This is a genomic window from Pseudoalteromonas sp. SS15 (genome assembly GCF_049257195.1).
GTDB lineage: Bacteria > Pseudomonadota > Gammaproteobacteria > Enterobacterales > Alteromonadaceae > Pseudoalteromonas.
Genome location: NZ_JBMMUD010000001.1, coordinates 684,622 through 700,181, shown reverse-complemented (window position 1 = coordinate 700,181; position 15,560 = coordinate 684,622). Strand labels below are relative to the sequence as shown.

The following is a 15,560-nucleotide window of genomic DNA, read 5'->3' as shown; positions in this document are numbered from 1 at the left end:
TAATAAAAAGGCCTTTTCTTACTAAGGCCTTTTCAATCAGTTGTGTGCTTTTTTTCGCTTTTTCTCTTCACAAGCCGGGCAGCGTTGTTTAGCCGGATCTTTTGAAAGCTCCAGAAGGTCAAGTTTTGTCTCACAATCACAGCAATAACCAAATTGGCCAATATCTATTTGGCATAAAGCAGCTTCTAGTTCCATAAGCCGCTGAAAGCGGGGAAACTGATTTGGGTTAATTTTAGTGACCGCTAAGTCAATCCACTCTCCTGGTGTTGAGTTTTCTAACATTGAAGCTAATTCGCCAGTAAACTCATGTTGTGCGTCTTTAAGCTCATTTAAAAACTCACATCGAACAGAGTCTAATTCAATTTTTAGCTTGCTTTGAAAGTCTTTAGTTTGATTTGCATTCATGATCGCTCTCCTATGAGCAATCATTATGGTACTTCTAGGCGAATTCGTTATGATTTGAATCAATGCTAGGACACTTTGCATATTTCTCTAGCACAGAGACAACTTCGTCTTTATTCTTCAGCTTTCTAATTTCGTCAAAAAGATCATTGGCTTGTGGATACTGAAGCTTAAGATAGCCGAGCCATTGTTTGGTTCTTGATGAAAAGTATTTTTCACTTAAAGAAGGATCTTGGTGCATAGACGAATGCAAAATATGGTAAATCACATTTTCCCAAGATAAAGGCGTGTAAGGCTTATTTTCTCTATGTGCTTTAATTTTTGCAGCTAAGTCTGGTGTAGCTAATGCACCGCGGCCAAGCATGAGATCTGAGCAACCACTGCGCTCTTGACAGCGATATGCGTCTTCGACTTGCCAAATCTCGCCGTTTGCGACGATGGGCATGGTTACTCGCTCAAGTAGAGGTTTTATTTTCTCCCAGTAAGCAGGCGGCTTATAGCCATCTCGCTTGGTTCTAGCATGAATTGCCAAGCTTGAAGCGCCCGCACTTTGAACAGCATCAACAATTTCGGCAGTATTACTGTCATCATCAAAGCCCAAACGTATTTTTGCACTAACCTCGTGTTCTGCAGGCACAGCTTCTCTTACCGCCTTGATAATTTGGTACATCAATTCAGGTTCTTTTAATAGAACTGCACCGCCTTTACTTTTATTAACCGTTTTTGCAGGGCAGCCAAAATTAAGGTCGATGCCATGTGAGCCAAGCATGACGGCTTTACGCGCATTTGCAGCAAGCGCATGGGGAACTTGACCCAGAAGCTGAATGCGGACAGGGGTGCCAGACTCGGTATAGCCATTATTTAATAGTTCAGGGCAAGTTTTGATAAACACTCTGCGTGGAAAAGTGAGATCGACAACGCGAATAAACTCAGTTACACATAAATCAAAGCCACCAAGGTTGGTTAAAAGTTGGCGCATTTTAAAATCTACAACGCCTTCCATTGGTGCCAAAATCAATTTCATAACTTGCTCTATACTACTTAAAGGGCGCTTATTTTAAACGAGAGGAAGAGTGTTGCTAAGTTAAAATTGAATTTTTTTAGATTTAATGAAATATTCTTTTTTATAGTAGGGTCTACTAATTGAATTGAACGAAATATCCCAAAGGGTCGAGTATGAAAAATTTAAAAACAAAATCAATCGCTGCTACGTTAGGTGCCGTTGTTGTTGGTACTGCGAGTTTAACTGCATCAGCAGAAGTAAATGCTAACCCATTTGCATTTACTACCATGTCTTCTGGTTATCAATTAGATGCTGCAGAAGGCAAGTGCGGTGAAGGCAAATGTGGTGGTAAAGCTGAAAAAGAAGGCAAGTGCGGCGAAGGTAAATGTGGCGGCAAAGCTAAGAAAGAAGGCAAGTGCGGCGAAGGTAAATGTGGCGGCAAGGCTAAAAAAGAAGGCAAGTGCGGCGAAGGCAAATGTGGCGGCAAAGCTAAAAAAGAAGGCAAGTGCGGCGAAGGTAAATGTGGTGGCAAGGCTAAAAAAGAAGGCAAGTGCGGCGAAGGCAAATGTGGCGGCAAGGCTAAAAAAGAAGGCAAGTGCGGCGAAGGTAAATGTGGCGGTAAAGCTAAAAAAGAAGGCAAGTGCGGTGAAGGTAAATGTGGCGGCAAAGCTAAAAAAGAAGGTAAGTGTGGCGAAGGTAAATGTGGTGGCGCTCACTAATTCTTAGTGTTCTTCTTTGAGGCAGATTATCTGCCTCAAACTTCTTTGCAAAATTTCCTCTTATTATAATAACCTGAGTTTTGGGTAAGAGATTTACTAACTTATTGATATTGTGATGATAAACGCTTTTCAAGTCTGCAGGCGGAAACTTTTAGCGATAACACCGCTCACGCGTCCTGCTATCGCCAAGGTACCTACATCCATGTAGGTAAGGCGAATTTATGCGTCAATAGCTAGTCTATTGCAAAAAAATTCAACGCAGTTAACGTTGAAAGTAGCCGCTGGAGATAGATTTATTATCCAGAACTCAGGTTAAATACAAGCCATAAATTCTAAGGTATTAATATGGTAGCTAATGACATAGGCATGGTCGGTCTAGGCCTCAGACGTGAAATGTTGGATGACTTTATTGAGTCGCCACCGAGTCAAGTTGATTTTCTAGAGGTTGCCCCCGAAAATTGGCTGAAAATGGGCGGGAAATTTGGTAAGCAGTTTAAACAACTTACCGAAAAACATACCTTTATTTGCCATGGGTTATCGCTGTCATTAGGTTCACCTGAGCCACTTGATATTGAATTTGTGAAGTCACTTAAAAGTTTCTTTAAAACTCACAATATAAAACTCTACAGTGAGCACTTGAGCTACTGCTCGGGTACAGGCCATATGTATGATCTGATGCCGATCCCATTTACTGAAGACGCAATTAAACACGTTGCTGATCGAATAAAGCAAGTACAAGATATTTTAGAGCAGCGGATCGCTGTCGAAAATGTTTCTTACTATGCCGCGCCTGGTCAAGAAATGTCAGAGCAAGCATTTACGCTAGAAGTTTTAAAGCAAGCTGATTGTGACTTACTACTCGATGTAAATAATATTTATGTAAACAGTGTCAACCACGGTTACGATGCAATCGAGTTTTTACATGCCATGCCAAGTGAGCGTATTGTGTATGGTCATGTCGCAGGGCATTATGAAGAAAGTACTTCTCTGCTAGTTGATACACATGGTGCGGATGTATGTGACCCAGTTTGGGATTTACTCTCAAAAGCCTATGATTATCACGGTTTGTTTCCTACTTTACTCGAACGTGACTTTAATATTCCGAGCATGCCAGAATTGCTGAGCGAAGTAGACATAGTTAAAAAACTTCAGTCTGAGTTTTTAGCTAAAAGTAAAGGAGTTGCCTAGTGTCATTCATCGATGTTCAAAATGCATTTATGGCTCATATTAGAGATCCTGAAAATGTCAAAAAACCTCATGATGTAACTGAAGAAAGAATGACAGTTTATAAAGAGTTGTTTTTTAACAACGTCGAAGGGTTTGTCAGCTCAGCCTTTCCGGTTCTTAAAAGCTTATATTGTGAATCACATTGGCAGACACTTGTTCGCACCTTTTTCATTAGCCATGATTGCTCATCTCCGTATTTTTTGGACATTAGTGCTGAGTTTTTAGCTTTTCTGCAGCATGAATATGTTATGCAAGAAAGTGACCCCATATTTATGTTAGAGCTTGCACATTATGAGTGGGTTGAGTTGGATGTGTCAGTTTGTTTTGAAGATGAAATGCAAAAACAGCTTATAAACTTAGATAATCAGCCTTTGTATCTGTCAAATACCGCGCGTAACCTGTCTTATCAATACCCAGTTCATCAAATTAGTGAAGACTTTCAACCAACTGAGCCCAGTGAACAACCCCATTATTTTGTCGTGTATCGTGACGAAGAGGATGATGTAGGCTTCATCGCTTCAAACCCTATGACCGCGATTTTGTTAGAGCAACTAGATAATAATCCAGGTATTAACTTGTTAGAGCTTGTGTCAAAAGTGGTTGAAATTATTCCACAATTTAGTGAGGAGCAGCTAATAGGTGGTGCAACACAAACACTAAACGCTTTGGCAGAGTTGGGTGTTGTAGTCACCAAATAACCTTCTGTGTAACCAGCTTAGCGATTTTTTGCACTTCTTACTTTAACGCATAGCTCGGATCGTCTATTATGAACGCCGTTTTTTCGTGCTTAAAAATTTATAGGTGTACTATGTCAAAGGGTGATTTTAAAGATCCGTTCAACGCTAAATACTTCATTGCCTTCTTAGCTGTTTTTGTAGGTATTGGCTGTCTAAATGCAATTCTTGGTTTAGCAACGGCTTTTGCAGCTTAATCATCAAAGAAACAAAAGACATTTTGTCTTTACTATAGAAGGCTACTTTATGTAGCCTTTTGTCGTTTTATTGCGCAAACAAGCTAAAAACTTGGCTTTGTGATTTCTCAAAGTTTCAACTTTTCTCATTCTTGTTATAATCACTTTCTTTACAAAATAGAAAGCTTCATTATGACACAAGCTAATCTCACGCTGATCAAAGACAGTATTGCTACGGTACCTAACTACCCTAAAGAAGGTATTATGTTCCGTGACGTAACCACTTTACTTGCTGATCCAAAAGCGTTTAAAGAAACGATTGATGCATTCATTGCAGCATACAAAGATCAAGGCTTCACTAAAATTATTGGTACAGAGTCGCGCGGTTTCATTTTTGGCGCACCTTTATCGTATGCGCTAGGTATTCCTTTTATTCCAGTGCGCAAGCCAGGTAAATTACCTCGTGAAGTGATAAGCCAGTCTTACCAGTTAGAGTATGGCGAAGACGTGCTTGAGTTACACACTGATGCAATTGTTGAAGGTGACAAAGTATTGTTAGTTGACGACTTACTTGCAACAGGTGGCACGATTGAAGCAACAGCTAAGCTTGTGCAAAAGCTTGGTGGTAATGCAACAGACGCAGCTTTTGTTGTATCGTTACCTGAACTAGGTGGTGAGCAACGTGTTGCAGACTTAGGTATTAATATTCTTAAGTTAGTTGAGTTCGAAGGCGAATAATATGAGTTATCAAGTCCTAGCACGGAAGTGGCGTCCGCAAACCTTTCACCAACTTGTCGGCCAAGAGCATGTCAAACAGGCGCTCGTAAATGCCCTCAATGAGCAAAGGTTGCACCACGCTTATCTTTTCACTGGGACTCGGGGCGTTGGTAAAACCACCATCGCCCGCATATTCGCAAAAAGTCTAAACTGCGATGAAGGGATCACTTCAAACCCTTGTGGACAGTGCCAAAGCTGTTTAGATATAGAAGCGGGTAAATTTATTGATTTAATAGAAATCGATGCTGCTTCAAGAACGAAAGTTGAAGATACGCGAGAGATCCTAGACAACGTTCAATATGCGCCGACTCGCGGTCGCTATAAAGTGTACCTCATCGATGAAGTGCACATGTTGTCAAAGCACAGTTTTAACGCGCTTTTAAAAACACTCGAAGAGCCGCCAGAGCATGTAAAATTCTTATTGGCGACAACAGATCCACAAAAGCTACCCATTACTATTTTGTCACGTTGCTTACAGTTTAATTTGAATGCGATGTCGCAATCGCAAATTGTATCGCAGCTGATTTATATTCTGCCGCAAGAGCAAATTCAGTTTGAAGAACCAGCCCTAAAAGCACTGGCGAAAGCTGCTGATGGCAGTATGCGTGATGCGTTGAGTTTGACTGATCAAGCCATAGCGCAAACCAATGCTCAGCTTACTTTAGCTGCAGTTCAAGATATGCTTGGCCTGATGGATGTTAGTCATGCTGTGAGTATTTTGGCTTCAGTACTTTGCCAAGATGCACCGGCAGTGTTGGATGAAGTCGCACAGATAGCAGTTAAAAATGGTAATTATCTTGCCGTATTAGACGATTTAATTGCACTTCTACACGCCATTCAGCTCACGCAATTGGTGCCACAGGCAGCAAAAATTTCGGTATTTTCAGAATCCGATATTGCAACGCTGAGTGAACAGATTAACCCCCAGCAAGTACAGCTGTTTTATCAACTGCTGTTAAATGGTAAAAAAGATCTTCAGTGGGCGCCAGAGCAAAAACTTGGCTTTGAGATGGTGTTGCTGCGTTTAATTGCATTTGAGCATGCAGATAGTCAACCTTCTGCCGCGTCTAGTGCCCAAACTGGCTCTGCATCAAACAACTCGGTTCAAGCTCAGCCTGCACCTACAGCGTCACCAAGACAAGGTTTGCAAGACATTCGCGCTCGCTTAAAGCAAAATAATGCGTCAGCAGGTGGGAATACCACTCAGCAACCTCATGCTATACCTGAGATGCCTGTAAAATCAGCAACGCCTCAGATTGAATCAGAACCTGTCCAAGTTCAGCCTATTCAGGCCGAACCTAGCCAGCAGTCGGTGGTCGAACATAGTGTTACTGAACAGTCTTCAGAGTTAACTCAACCTGTAGCACAAAGTTCACAAGAGCATTCTATTGAGCAACTACACAATCAACTGAATGTTGAAAGCAATGCGTTTAATCAGCAAGCTCAACAAAATTTACATGCACCAGCACAACAAGAATATGCGCCAGAGCCTCAAGAGCAAGAACTGGCCGCGCAATATGAGCAAGTGATGCAAGATGCGCAAGAGCAAGGCTATATGCCCGCTTATGAGCCTCAGGCTACACAAGAAGTGCAGCAAGACGCTAGCTCTCAAAATTCAGAGTCCGCTTCTTCACGCTTACAAGCTCAACAAGGGCAAGCACAATCTGCCATCGCTCGCATTTTGCAGAATCGAAATATCTCAGGGGCAGGGCAGTTATTATCAGCTCAAGGAGATGAGCCAAAAAAGTCTGAGGCGCAAAACGCGCCAGACTCAAATGTGGCGCCAGTAACACCGAAGAAAAAACCAGTCCCATTTAGCGAACGGCATAAAGCGGACGAAAGCAAACTGGCGCCTGAGTTGTTAGAGCAAATTGCACCGCAAACCTCGCAAGCGCAAGAAGCGCCTAAAGAAGAAGCTGTGCCAGTACCTGAAGGGTTTGCCAGCCCAATCAGTGAAATTCGTTTTGCCCATCAGCAAGATGACTGGGCTAAGTTGATTGAGAAAATGGCTCTGGGTGGTCGTATGCGTCAATTCGCGTTGCATTCGATTTACCACTATGAGAATAATCAAGCCAACATTCAAGTTGATATCAGTCAGCGTCATTTAGACAGTGCTATTTTAAGACAAAAACTTCAAGCTGCATTGAATGATATGTACGGCTCTGAGGTTGAACTTATCGTTGAATTTGCAGAAGGGGTAATAGACTCACCGTATCTAATTCAACAAAAAATAGATGCGCATAGGCATCAACAAGCGATAGAAACAATTAATCAAGATCCTATTGTATTACAACTTATCGAGCAATTTAGTGCCGAGGTCGATGAAAATACCATACAGGCATTGTAATCGAGTACAATAGACCTTATCTTTTAGCCAAATAAAATATATGTAAGAGAGCGTATTATGTTTAAAGGTGGAATGGGCAATATCATGAAGCAAGCTCAGCAGATGCAAGAGCGCATGGAAAAAGCCCAAGAAGAGATCAAAAGCCTAGAAGTAACAGGCGAAGCAGGTGCAGGCTTAGTGAAAGTAACTATGCTAGGTAGCCACAACGTTAAGCGCGTTGAAATTGACGAAAGCTTAATGGAAGACGACAAAGATATGATTGAAGACCTTTTAGCTGCGGCTGTGAACGATGCTGTTCGTCGTGTAGGTGAAGAGTCAGCTAAACGTATGTCTGATGTTACTGGCGGTATGCAGATGCCACCAGGCTTCAAAATGCCGTTCTAATTTAGACAGCATGAAATATATTAAAATAGCGCTTTTAGGCGCTATTTTTTTGTCTGAAGTTTATTTGGGCAGACAAAAATAAACCCAGCATTGCTGGGTTTATCGTTTTAAGTTTTAAGCTTTTTGCTTATTACCAGATGCGTACACGTTCTTCTGGTTTAAGATATAACTTATCACCTGGTTTTACGTCGAACGCTTTGTACCATGCGTCATGGTTACGTGGTGCAAGGGCACGGAATCGACCTGGTGCGTGTGTACCCGCACGAAGCTGGTTTAGCATGCTTTGTTCAGTACGCTTTTCTTTCCAAACTTGTGCCCAAGCTAAGAAGAAGCGTTGGTCGCCAGTTAGGCCATCGATAACAGGTGCTTCTTTACCATTTAAGCTCAGCTTGTACGCGTGGTAAGCCATTGCTAAACCACCTACGTCACCAATGTTTTCACCAAGGCTGTTACGGCCGTTTACGAAGTTACCTTCGATTGGCTCATACTGGCTGTACTGAGCAGCAAGTTTGTCAGCTTTTGCTTCGAACGCTGCACGGTCTGAGTCTGTCCACCAGTTACGTTGAATACCTTCAGCGTCAGACTTAGAGCCTTGGTCGTCAAAACCGTGACCCATTTCGTGACCGATAACTGCGCCGATGCCACCATAGTTCACTGCTGCGTCAGCATTTGGATCGAAGAATGGTGGTTGTAAAATCGCTGCAGGGAATACAATCTCATTGAATGAGCTGTTGTAGTATGCGTTTACTCGCTGAGGCGTCATACCCCAACGGTTACGGTCTGTTTTCTCAAGCTCTTTTGATGCGCTGTCATCTCTGAAGAATTGACGCAGGTTTTTAACATTGCCCATTAGGTCATTGTTTTTAAGTGATAGGCCATCAAATGACTGCCATACATCTGGGTAACCAATTTTAGGTACGAATGCAGCTAACTTAGCTTGTGCGTTTACTTTTGTCTCTTCACCCATCCAGTCTAGACCTTCGATACGCTCGCCAAGGGCTTTACGCAGGTTTTCAACCAGTTCAGACATTTGCTCTTTCGATGACTCAGGGAAGTGTTTATCAACGTACACTTTACCAATCGCAAAGCCTAAAGATTGTGTACCAGACATTTGGCTCACAGCACGCTTCCAACGAGGACGAGGTTCTTGCTGACCACTCAGGTGCTTACCGTAGAACTCGAAAGATGCGTTGAAGATATCTTCCGAAAGCAGGCTTGCATTGCCACTGATAGCATGGAAAGTCAGGTAATCTTTCCAAACAGCAAGGTCTTCTTTATTCACAAGGTCAATCATTGCTTTGATTGGCTCAGGCTGAGACATATTTAACTGAGGCACTTTGTAACCTGTTTGTGCAAAGTACAGATCCCAATTGAAACCAGGGTACTCTTTAGCCAAATCTTCACGCTTGATTTGGTTTAGTGTCAGGTCGCGGTTACGACGCTTTTCACGTGGCCAATGGCCTTCAGCCATTTTAGTTTCTAGTGCAAGGATCGCTTGTGCGCGCTCAGTTGTATTCTCTAAGCCTGCAAATTTAAGCATGTTTGCGATATGAGCAACATATTCTGCGCGTGTGTTCTCAAAACGCTCTGCTTCTTCTAAATAATATGAACGATCTGGTAAACCTAGACCGCCCGCGCCCATAGACATTTCATATTTGTTAGGGTCAAGGCGGTTAAACCACATGCCACCGCCAATCGGTGAGTTTACGCCTGTAAGCCAAGACTGACCGAACGCTTTTGTTAGGCCGTCTGTATTATCAATGGCTTTGATCTCATCAAGTAGGCCTTGAATTGGTGTGATCCCTAATTTGTTAAGGGTTTCAACATCCATAAATGCGTTGTAGAAATCAGCAATCAATTGCTCTTCTGCATTTAAGTTATCTCGAGAAATAATGTCTTCGATGATGGCATTAACTTGTTTTTCACTGCGCTCAGCAAGTGACGTGAATGCGCCGTAACGCGTTTTGTCGGCAGGCATTTCGTAGTTTTTATACCAAGTGCCACTTGCATACATGAAGAAGTCGTCACCAGGTTTAACGCTTACATCACGTGCAGTTAGGTCTACACCGAATGTGCCAAGTTCAGCTTTGCCAGCTGTTTGTTCTACTTGTTGTACTTTTTCAACTTTTGGTTCTGACTCAGAACAGCCAGCTAAAAAGACAGCGGCCAAGGCTGTCGCAATAACAGTTCTTTTCATTGTTATCTTCTCTTTTTAATTGAGTAAAATCTCAATCTATGTTTTAAGTAAGAAATGTTCCTCATTAAACAACAATTGAGGAATGAACCCATTGTCAGCCCACAAACAGTGAAGGGCAAGTTTTTTAGGTAAATGAGGGGAAAATGCCGTTGAATAGTGAAAGTTCGTGTTAATTTTCTCTAAAAATGACATAAATTAGATGAACGATGTCGAGCTACAAGTGTTTGCAAATAATGAAAGATGCTAAATAGAATGAATGAAAAAAAGCGCATAAAGCTTTTTCCATACAACTTCAGATTATTACTGTTAGTCATGCTGCTTATGCATGTACTTATGGCAATGGCATCGTTCTACCCACCTATTATATCTAATTTGGGGTTAGTGCCTCAGCTCCCCGAGCGTTTATACGGTATTTTTACAGCACCTTTCATCCATGCGAGTTGGGGCCATTTGACGGGTAATTCTATTGGTTTATTCATCAGCGGATATTTAGCGAGTTTGCAGGCTGGGTTTAAACGTGTCACTGTTTTTATAATGTTTGTGACGGGATGTTTGGTCTGGGTATTTGGTGAGTATGGTAATCATATTGGCGCATCGGGCATTGTGATGGGCTATTATGGCTTTTTATTTGGCACGGCTGTGTTCAATCGTAACTTGGTTGGTGCAATTAGTTTTACGGTGCTAGTTGCCGTTACCTATTACTTGGATTTTGCTTTTTTGGCGACATTATTAGACTTTTCTGCTCAAACCAGCAGTTCTAATCATATTTTTGGTTTTATAAGTGGTTTACTGGGGGCTTATATTTTTAGGATGAAAATAAAAAAGCCTAAATAAGCTAAAAGCGAAAATAGGCTAGGGAGGTAAACGTTAGGCTTTTGCAAAGAATCCTTGTGTAATGATGTTTTGCTCTTCAACCATCATTCGCCCGTTGCTCCAAACACTATGGACTGTTAAGTCATCTTTTCTTAACAAGACTAAATCGGCATCGCCTGCAATTTTTATCTGTCCTTTAGCTAAGCCAAGTATGTGCGCAGGGTTTAGGGTGATAGCCATTAACGCCTGTTCAAGCGGTACGTTAAATTCTAATACAGCTTGTTGAAATGCATGTAAAAGCGATGACTCTTGGGCCACTTCAAAGCCAATCAAGTTATTGTGTGCATCATATATAGGTAGACTTGCATGCCCATCCGAGCTCATTGTGAGTTGACCCTCAGCGACACCTTTTTCAAGACAGTAGGCAAGGGCTTCTGCGGCAGCGAGCTCCCCATGTGCTAAATCATAGTCAGTGGTACTGGTGGTGAAGTCTATGGTGCCACCGGCTTTGCAGAAATCAATACCAGCCATCAGCAGCTCTGAATTACGATTCATATGTGTTGGGTAAAATATATCTATAGGCAGCTCAGTAGAGCGAGCCACTTCATGCAAAAGAGCGAATGGAATATTCAGTTGATTTGATCTCCGAAGCTTTAATTCGGGAAAGACTAAAGCATTTTGTGCTGATGACACATCAAGTCGATTAACAAAGAGCATGACATAAAAAAGAGGGAGCTTATATTCAGAAAGCTTGAAATAACTGGGTGTGAGGCACCAGTCAATACTATGAAAATCGAAAACCTGTTGATGGAGATAAATTAACTCATACGGGTTATCGCAATACTAAGAAAACTGAAAGGGGCTGGTTTCATTGGTCGCATCTAGTAATTTATCAAAGGTTTTGAGCTCACCTAGTAAATCTTTTTTTATGTCCCGCCAGGCAGGTTGGTGATGGCCAAACTGCCTTATCCATTCTGATTGCTCTTTATTACTTGGCTGGTAAATAGCGGTGCCATATTTTGAGAGCCCTTTGATACACGCGGTATGAATAGAATTAAAATTACTGACGTGATGCTCAAATGTCTTTTCTGCTGCAATGGTTACTGCTTCTTTCAAAGTGGCTGGTAACTGCTTTAGCCAAGCTTGGCTGATAACGGTTACCCATGCATCCGGCACACTGTCGATTTTTGTAACATGTTTTAAGTAACTTTTTAAGCCGTCAGGACCTGAATGAAGTCCAACTATACCAGGATCAAGCGCGTGTATTAGACCTAGACGGGCCATTTTAGCAGTTTTACTCCATGGTATTTCGACAATATTAGCCTGCGTAAGTTTATAAAAGTGAGTAAGCACTTTAGATGCGGGCACGCGTAATGTAATATCTTTTAGATCTTCGGGCATTATGATGCGTTTGTTTGAGCGTTTAACCGTTGTTAATGTGCGTGAACCAACAATATGATGTAATAGAATTTGGAATTTACCCTGACTCTTAATGGGGGCAAGTACTAAATCATGCCATTGTTTAGAGCTGATCAAGTTTAGGTATGCTTGGTTGCTACTCGTCCAAAATGGGATGTTTAAAATGTCGAGCAATGGCAGAGCTCGGGATAAGTTAGAAACTGAAATTAATGCAGCATCTATACGTTTATGGTTTATGGAGGCCATCAACTCAGTGCCTACACCTAGTTGCCCGTTGTCAAATAGTGATACGTATATTTTACCTTCAGATAATGACTCTAAATAAAATTTTAATTGTTGGTGAAGGTGAGGGGTCGTTCTGTATTGGCTGGTTTTATAAGGAGAAGCAAAGTTGAGAATGTAGTCAGCTCTACTTCGTTTATCTCGCTCTTCCATTAGGTCGTATTCCATTTGAATAGTCTCAACTGGAAGGCACAAAAGCGGGGCGCAATAATTTAGAGCACCAACACTCAATGCCCCTTTGATAAACAAGCGTCGATTTATCTTCATCATTTCAGTATAGCTGGAAATATTAAGCTGGCATGAAACGACACTTATCTATGATTTTTCTATAAGTCATTCAATTATGCTTGTGACTGGTTTGTCGCACTTTTATAATCACGTCAATCTAACTAGACATACTTAGTACACAATACTAACCCTTAGTAATATTTAATCATTTTGAGGGACTAAAACTGACGCTAACTTCGTTGAAAACATCTTCTTTAGAACAACTAAATAGAAAGATTTTCGCCTTGTTATCGACATGTTTCACTTGCCTTAAAATAGAACAATTTAATTGAGAGGGTTGGTAAAAGTGTTGAGTTTTAAATAAAAAAGAAGCGTTATGCAACTATCTGGAACCTTATCACAACTCATTGAAGCCTTGCGCTGTTTACCTGGCATTGGCCCTAAATCGGCTCAGCGTATCGCTTTTCACCTGCTTGAAAGAGACAGAGAAGGCGGCAGTCAGTTAGGGCAAAGCCTAACTAAAGCGATGCAAGTTATTGGGCACTGCCAAACTTGTCGCACATTTTGTGAAGAGCCAGAGTGTTCGCTTTGTCAAAATATTAAACGCCAAGATAGTCGTTTGTTGTGTGTGGTTGAATCGCCAACTGATGTACTTGCCATTGAGCAAACAGGTCAATACACAGGCTTGTATTTTGTATTAATGGGGCATTTATCACCGTTAGATGGCATAGGCCCAAATGAAATTGGTTTAGATGTGCTAGAGCGTCGTTTATCAGATGGTAATATCGATGAGGTGATTCTCGCCACTAACCCAACTGTAGAAGGTGAGGCAACAGCACATTTTATCTCTGAGCTTTGTCAAAAATATGATGTACTCGCTTCTCGTATTGCTCATGGCATGCCAGTGGGCGGGGAGCTTGATTTGGTCGATGGTATGACGCTTATGCATGCGTTTTCAGGGCGAAAAGCCATTACCTAAAGTGCACTCTGACCTCTTAAGCATTTAGAAAAGCGAATCATATAACATGATTAGCTTTTTTATTATCCTGATTATTAATAATGCCAACTCTCGTAAATACCTAGTCATTTTGAGGGACTAAAACTGACGCTTTATTCAATGTATTAATATCGGATATGTAAATAAACCTTTGACAGAAAGTATCAGGTTAGGGACAATTTGCTTACAAGAATAGCATTTAACATTCTATTTTTAGTCGTTTTCGATAGGGATAAATCACGTGGTAAACTTTGATGAGCAAGCAAATTGCTTAAACTGTGGTGCAAAATTAACAACACGCTTTTGTGGCGAATGTGGTCAAGAGAAAGTAAAACGCATTACTCTAAAAGAACTATTTAAGACAGCTCAAAGAGCGCTGTTAGAGTTTGAATCTCCTTTTTTACATACTTTCATTAAAATGACCGTTCAGCCTGCTGTAGTTTGTAAGGATTACATTGAAGGTAAAAGAGCTAGATATTTTAATCCAATAAAATATGCGTTTTGGAGTATTACATTTCTGGTATTTTTAACCGCATTTACCGATCAATCTTTGGCTGAGCACTACAGCTTTTCTACTTCCTTTGAGAACCAAGAATTTGTAAAAAATATGGGGAGAGTGATTGAAAGCTCTCTATTGTTTGTGACTTTTCTTCACTGTGTTTTGTATGCAATCATGCTCAAATTGATGTTTAGAAAATCAGGCTATAATTTTACTGAGTTGTATTTACTGGCCTTATTGCCTTTTACACATGTTTCTTGGTTTACGTCATTATTACTCATTCTGGGACAAATGAATTCTCAAATAGGGCAAATTATCTCTGCCACTATTGGAATTGTTTTTCCTTTATACGCATTCACGACCTTTTTTACCGGTAGTAAAATTAAAGCCTTTATTAAATCGAGTTGTGTGAGTTTGGTATCCTTGATGTTGATGGGTGTGCTAGCAATATTTCAAACAAATATTTTTTTGGGCTATGAAGAAGCAGAACTGCAGCATAAATTAGAACAAGCTGAAAGTGAAAAGCAGGTTGAATCTAATAAGCTTTAAACTTTTTCAAAGAGAATAAAGCCAACCCTTTGGCTTTATTCAACTTCTTTATATTGAAACACTTGTTCAAGGGGTAAAGAAAACACTTCAGCAATCTTAAATGCCACTTCTAAACTTGGCGAGTATTTATTGGCTTCAATGGCCATCACTGTTTGACGTGTCACCCCAATGGCTTCAGCAAGCTGCTTTTGTGTCATCTCATTGTTTAAAAATCGCAATGTTCTAATCGAATTCGTGATAACGCGATCAGTCATAAATCGCTCCTGTGCGGCCTTTAATAAGTTGAACCCCATAAAATACGACCTCTGCTAAGATAAAAGCAATGACCATGATATGTAGCGGTAAAAATGGCATGCTGATTTTATCTGCAAAAAACTGGTTAGCTTCAATCTGATATTGGAAAATGCCTATACCCAAACCTATTTGTAAGATCCATGCCGAGTATTTGTAGCCGATTAAGTTGATTTGCTTTTCACGCACATCCATGGGTTGTTCTAGCTCTTTGTCACTTGCAAATGCTAAGAGAATATAACTGGCGATCATCAAAACAATACTATAAAAAATTACATTACCAAGTAGCCCAGATAACCAAGTAATATCATTCAATTGCTCAGTACTTGCTAATGACACCGCACGTAAATAATAAAACAAGATGTAGCCACAAATAAGCAAGTCAACGAGTAATGTCACCTCTCGAAAGCTACAGCTATCGAGCCATTCTTTAAATTTTTGCTGTCTAGTCATGTTTATTCCTTTTTACTTTAGGTTAAATATTTTTAACATGAGTGAAATTACGTCAAAATAGTG

Annotated in this window: 16 protein-coding genes and 1 pseudogene; 10 read left to right on the top strand and 7 right to left on the bottom strand. The window is 40.9% G+C overall.

Going from position 1 to position 15,560, the window contains the following annotated elements:
• Window positions 1-36 precede the first annotated feature (36 nt).
• The gene (locus AAEU28_RS03070) at window positions 37-405 is read right to left on the bottom strand and encodes a conjugal transfer protein TraR (protein WP_421962892.1); all 369 of its coding nucleotides are present in this window, start codon (window positions 403-405) and stop codon (window positions 37-39) included.
• A 34-nt stretch (window positions 406-439) separates the two neighbouring features.
• On the bottom strand, window positions 440-1,426 hold the full coding sequence (locus AAEU28_RS03065; protein WP_421962891.1) for a tRNA-dihydrouridine synthase: 987 nt from the start codon (window positions 1,424-1,426) through the stop codon (window positions 440-442).
• Between the two features lie 152 nt (window positions 1,427-1,578).
• On the opposite strand from AAEU28_RS03065, the gene AAEU28_RS03060 reads away from it, so the two are divergent.
• The 7 genes from AAEU28_RS03060 (at window position 1,579) to AAEU28_RS03030 (ending at window position 7,769) form a co-directional block, all read left to right on the top strand.
• Window positions 1,579-2,124, top strand: a complete 546-nt coding sequence (locus AAEU28_RS03060) for a hypothetical protein (RefSeq protein WP_404390275.1) — start codon at window positions 1,579-1,581, stop codon at window positions 2,122-2,124.
• A 366-nt stretch (window positions 2,125-2,490) separates the two neighbouring features.
• On the top strand, window positions 2,491-3,312 hold the full coding sequence (locus AAEU28_RS03055; protein ID WP_421963092.1) for a DUF692 domain-containing protein: 822 nt from the start codon (window positions 2,491-2,493) through the stop codon (window positions 3,310-3,312).
• A complete protein-coding gene (locus AAEU28_RS03050) occupies window positions 3,312-4,049 on the top strand; it encodes a DNA-binding domain-containing protein (protein WP_421962890.1) in 738 nt (245 codons plus the stop codon). Before AAEU28_RS03055 ends, AAEU28_RS03050 begins: the two co-directional genes overlap by 1 nt.
• A gap of 110 nt (window positions 4,050-4,159) precedes the next feature.
• Entirely contained in the window at window positions 4,160-4,282 is a 123-nt protein-coding gene (locus tag AAEU28_RS03045) for a hypothetical protein (protein WP_276320054.1), read from the top strand.
• A 171-nt stretch (window positions 4,283-4,453) separates the two neighbouring features.
• Complete coding sequence (apt, locus tag AAEU28_RS03040; RefSeq protein WP_058030184.1) at window positions 4,454-4,999, top strand: adenine phosphoribosyltransferase; 546 nt, start codon at window positions 4,454-4,456, stop codon at window positions 4,997-4,999.
• A 1-nt stretch (window position 5,000) separates the two neighbouring features.
• Window positions 5,001-7,385 carry a DNA polymerase III subunit gamma/tau gene (dnaX, locus tag AAEU28_RS03035; protein ID WP_421962889.1) on the top strand — a complete coding sequence of 795 codons (2,385 nt, stop codon included), beginning with the start codon at window positions 5,001-5,003 and terminating at the stop codon, window positions 7,383-7,385.
• Between the two features lie 57 nt (window positions 7,386-7,442).
• Window positions 7,443-7,769: a YbaB/EbfC family nucleoid-associated protein gene (locus tag AAEU28_RS03030; RefSeq protein ID WP_058030182.1), complete on the top strand. Its 327-nt coding sequence runs from the start codon at window positions 7,443-7,445 to the stop codon at window positions 7,767-7,769.
• Between the two features lie 130 nt (window positions 7,770-7,899).
• On the opposite strand, the gene AAEU28_RS03025 is transcribed toward AAEU28_RS03030, so the two are convergent.
• Window positions 7,900-9,966, bottom strand: coding sequence for a M13 family metallopeptidase (locus AAEU28_RS03025; RefSeq protein WP_421962888.1), 2,067 nt, complete (start codon window positions 9,964-9,966; stop codon window positions 7,900-7,902).
• A gap of 252 nt (window positions 9,967-10,218) precedes the next feature.
• Here AAEU28_RS03025 and AAEU28_RS03020 point away from each other — a divergent pair, with 252 nt between their 5' ends.
• A complete protein-coding gene (locus AAEU28_RS03020) occupies window positions 10,219-10,800 on the top strand; it encodes a rhomboid family intramembrane serine protease (RefSeq protein ID WP_421962887.1) in 582 nt (193 codons plus the stop codon).
• A 33-nt stretch (window positions 10,801-10,833) separates the two neighbouring features.
• Here the strand turns inward: AAEU28_RS03020 and AAEU28_RS03015 are convergent.
• Both AAEU28_RS03015 and AAEU28_RS03010 read right to left on the bottom strand, forming a co-directional pair.
• A pseudogene (locus AAEU28_RS03015) lies at window positions 10,834-11,394 on the bottom strand (amidohydrolase family protein); the annotation flags it as partial.
• 228 nt (window positions 11,395-11,622) lie between these two features.
• Entirely contained in the window at window positions 11,623-12,750 is a 1,128-nt protein-coding gene (locus AAEU28_RS03010; protein WP_421962886.1) for a TRAP transporter substrate-binding protein, read from the bottom strand.
• A 334-nt stretch (window positions 12,751-13,084) separates the two neighbouring features.
• Here AAEU28_RS03010 and recR point away from each other — a divergent pair, with 334 nt between their 5' ends.
• Complete coding sequence (recR, locus tag AAEU28_RS03005; protein ID WP_058030155.1) at window positions 13,085-13,687, top strand: recombination mediator RecR; 603 nt, start codon at window positions 13,085-13,087, stop codon at window positions 13,685-13,687.
• A 259-nt stretch (window positions 13,688-13,946) separates the two neighbouring features.
• On the top strand, window positions 13,947-14,753 hold the full coding sequence (locus tag AAEU28_RS03000) for a DUF3667 domain-containing protein (RefSeq protein WP_421962885.1): 807 nt from the start codon (window positions 13,947-13,949) through the stop codon (window positions 14,751-14,753).
• A 35-nt stretch (window positions 14,754-14,788) separates the two neighbouring features.
• Here AAEU28_RS03000 and AAEU28_RS02995 read toward each other — a convergent pair whose 3' ends face one another.
• A complete protein-coding gene (locus AAEU28_RS02995; protein ID WP_421962884.1) occupies window positions 14,789-15,007 on the bottom strand; it encodes a helix-turn-helix transcriptional regulator in 219 nt (72 codons plus the stop codon).
• The gene (locus AAEU28_RS02990; protein WP_421962883.1) at window positions 15,000-15,497 is read right to left on the bottom strand and encodes a hypothetical protein; all 498 of its coding nucleotides are present in this window, start codon (window positions 15,495-15,497) and stop codon (window positions 15,000-15,002) included. The genes AAEU28_RS02995 and AAEU28_RS02990 overlap by 8 nt, the downstream gene beginning before the upstream one ends.
• Between the last annotated feature and the right edge of the window lie 63 nt (window positions 15,498-15,560).

Coding starts and splice junctions, on each gene's coding strand:
- AAEU28_RS03070 (WP_421962892.1), bottom strand. CDS start 405: ATGAATGCAAATCAAACTAAAGACTTTCAAAGCAAGCTAAAAATTGAA.
- AAEU28_RS03065 (WP_421962891.1), bottom strand. CDS start 1,426: ATGAAATTGATTTTGGCACCAATGGAAGGCGTTGTAGATTTTAAAATG.
- AAEU28_RS03060 (WP_404390275.1), top strand. CDS start 1,579: ATGAAAAATTTAAAAACAAAATCAATCGCTGCTACGTTAGGTGCCGTT.
- AAEU28_RS03055 (WP_421963092.1), top strand. CDS start 2,491: ATGGTCGGTCTAGGCCTCAGACGTGAAATGTTGGATGACTTTATTGAG.
- AAEU28_RS03045 (WP_276320054.1), top strand. CDS start 4,160: ATGTCAAAGGGTGATTTTAAAGATCCGTTCAACGCTAAATACTTCATT.
- apt (WP_058030184.1), top strand. CDS start 4,454: ATGACACAAGCTAATCTCACGCTGATCAAAGACAGTATTGCTACGGTA.
- dnaX (WP_421962889.1), top strand. CDS start 5,001: ATGAGTTATCAAGTCCTAGCACGGAAGTGGCGTCCGCAAACCTTTCAC.
- AAEU28_RS03030 (WP_058030182.1), top strand. CDS start 7,443: ATGTTTAAAGGTGGAATGGGCAATATCATGAAGCAAGCTCAGCAGATG.
- AAEU28_RS03025 (WP_421962888.1), bottom strand. CDS start 9,966: ATGAAAAGAACTGTTATTGCGACAGCCTTGGCCGCTGTCTTTTTAGCT.
- AAEU28_RS03020 (WP_421962887.1), top strand. CDS start 10,219: ATGAATGAAAAAAAGCGCATAAAGCTTTTTCCATACAACTTCAGATTA.
- AAEU28_RS03010 (WP_421962886.1), bottom strand. CDS start 12,750: ATGATGAAGATAAATCGACGCTTGTTTATCAAAGGGGCATTGAGTGTT.
- recR (WP_058030155.1), top strand. CDS start 13,085: ATGCAACTATCTGGAACCTTATCACAACTCATTGAAGCCTTGCGCTGT.
- AAEU28_RS02995 (WP_421962884.1), bottom strand. CDS start 15,007: ATGACTGATCGCGTTATCACGAATTCGATTAGAACATTGCGATTTTTA.
- AAEU28_RS02990 (WP_421962883.1), bottom strand. CDS start 15,497: ATGACTAGACAGCAAAAATTTAAAGAATGGCTCGATAGCTGTAGCTTT.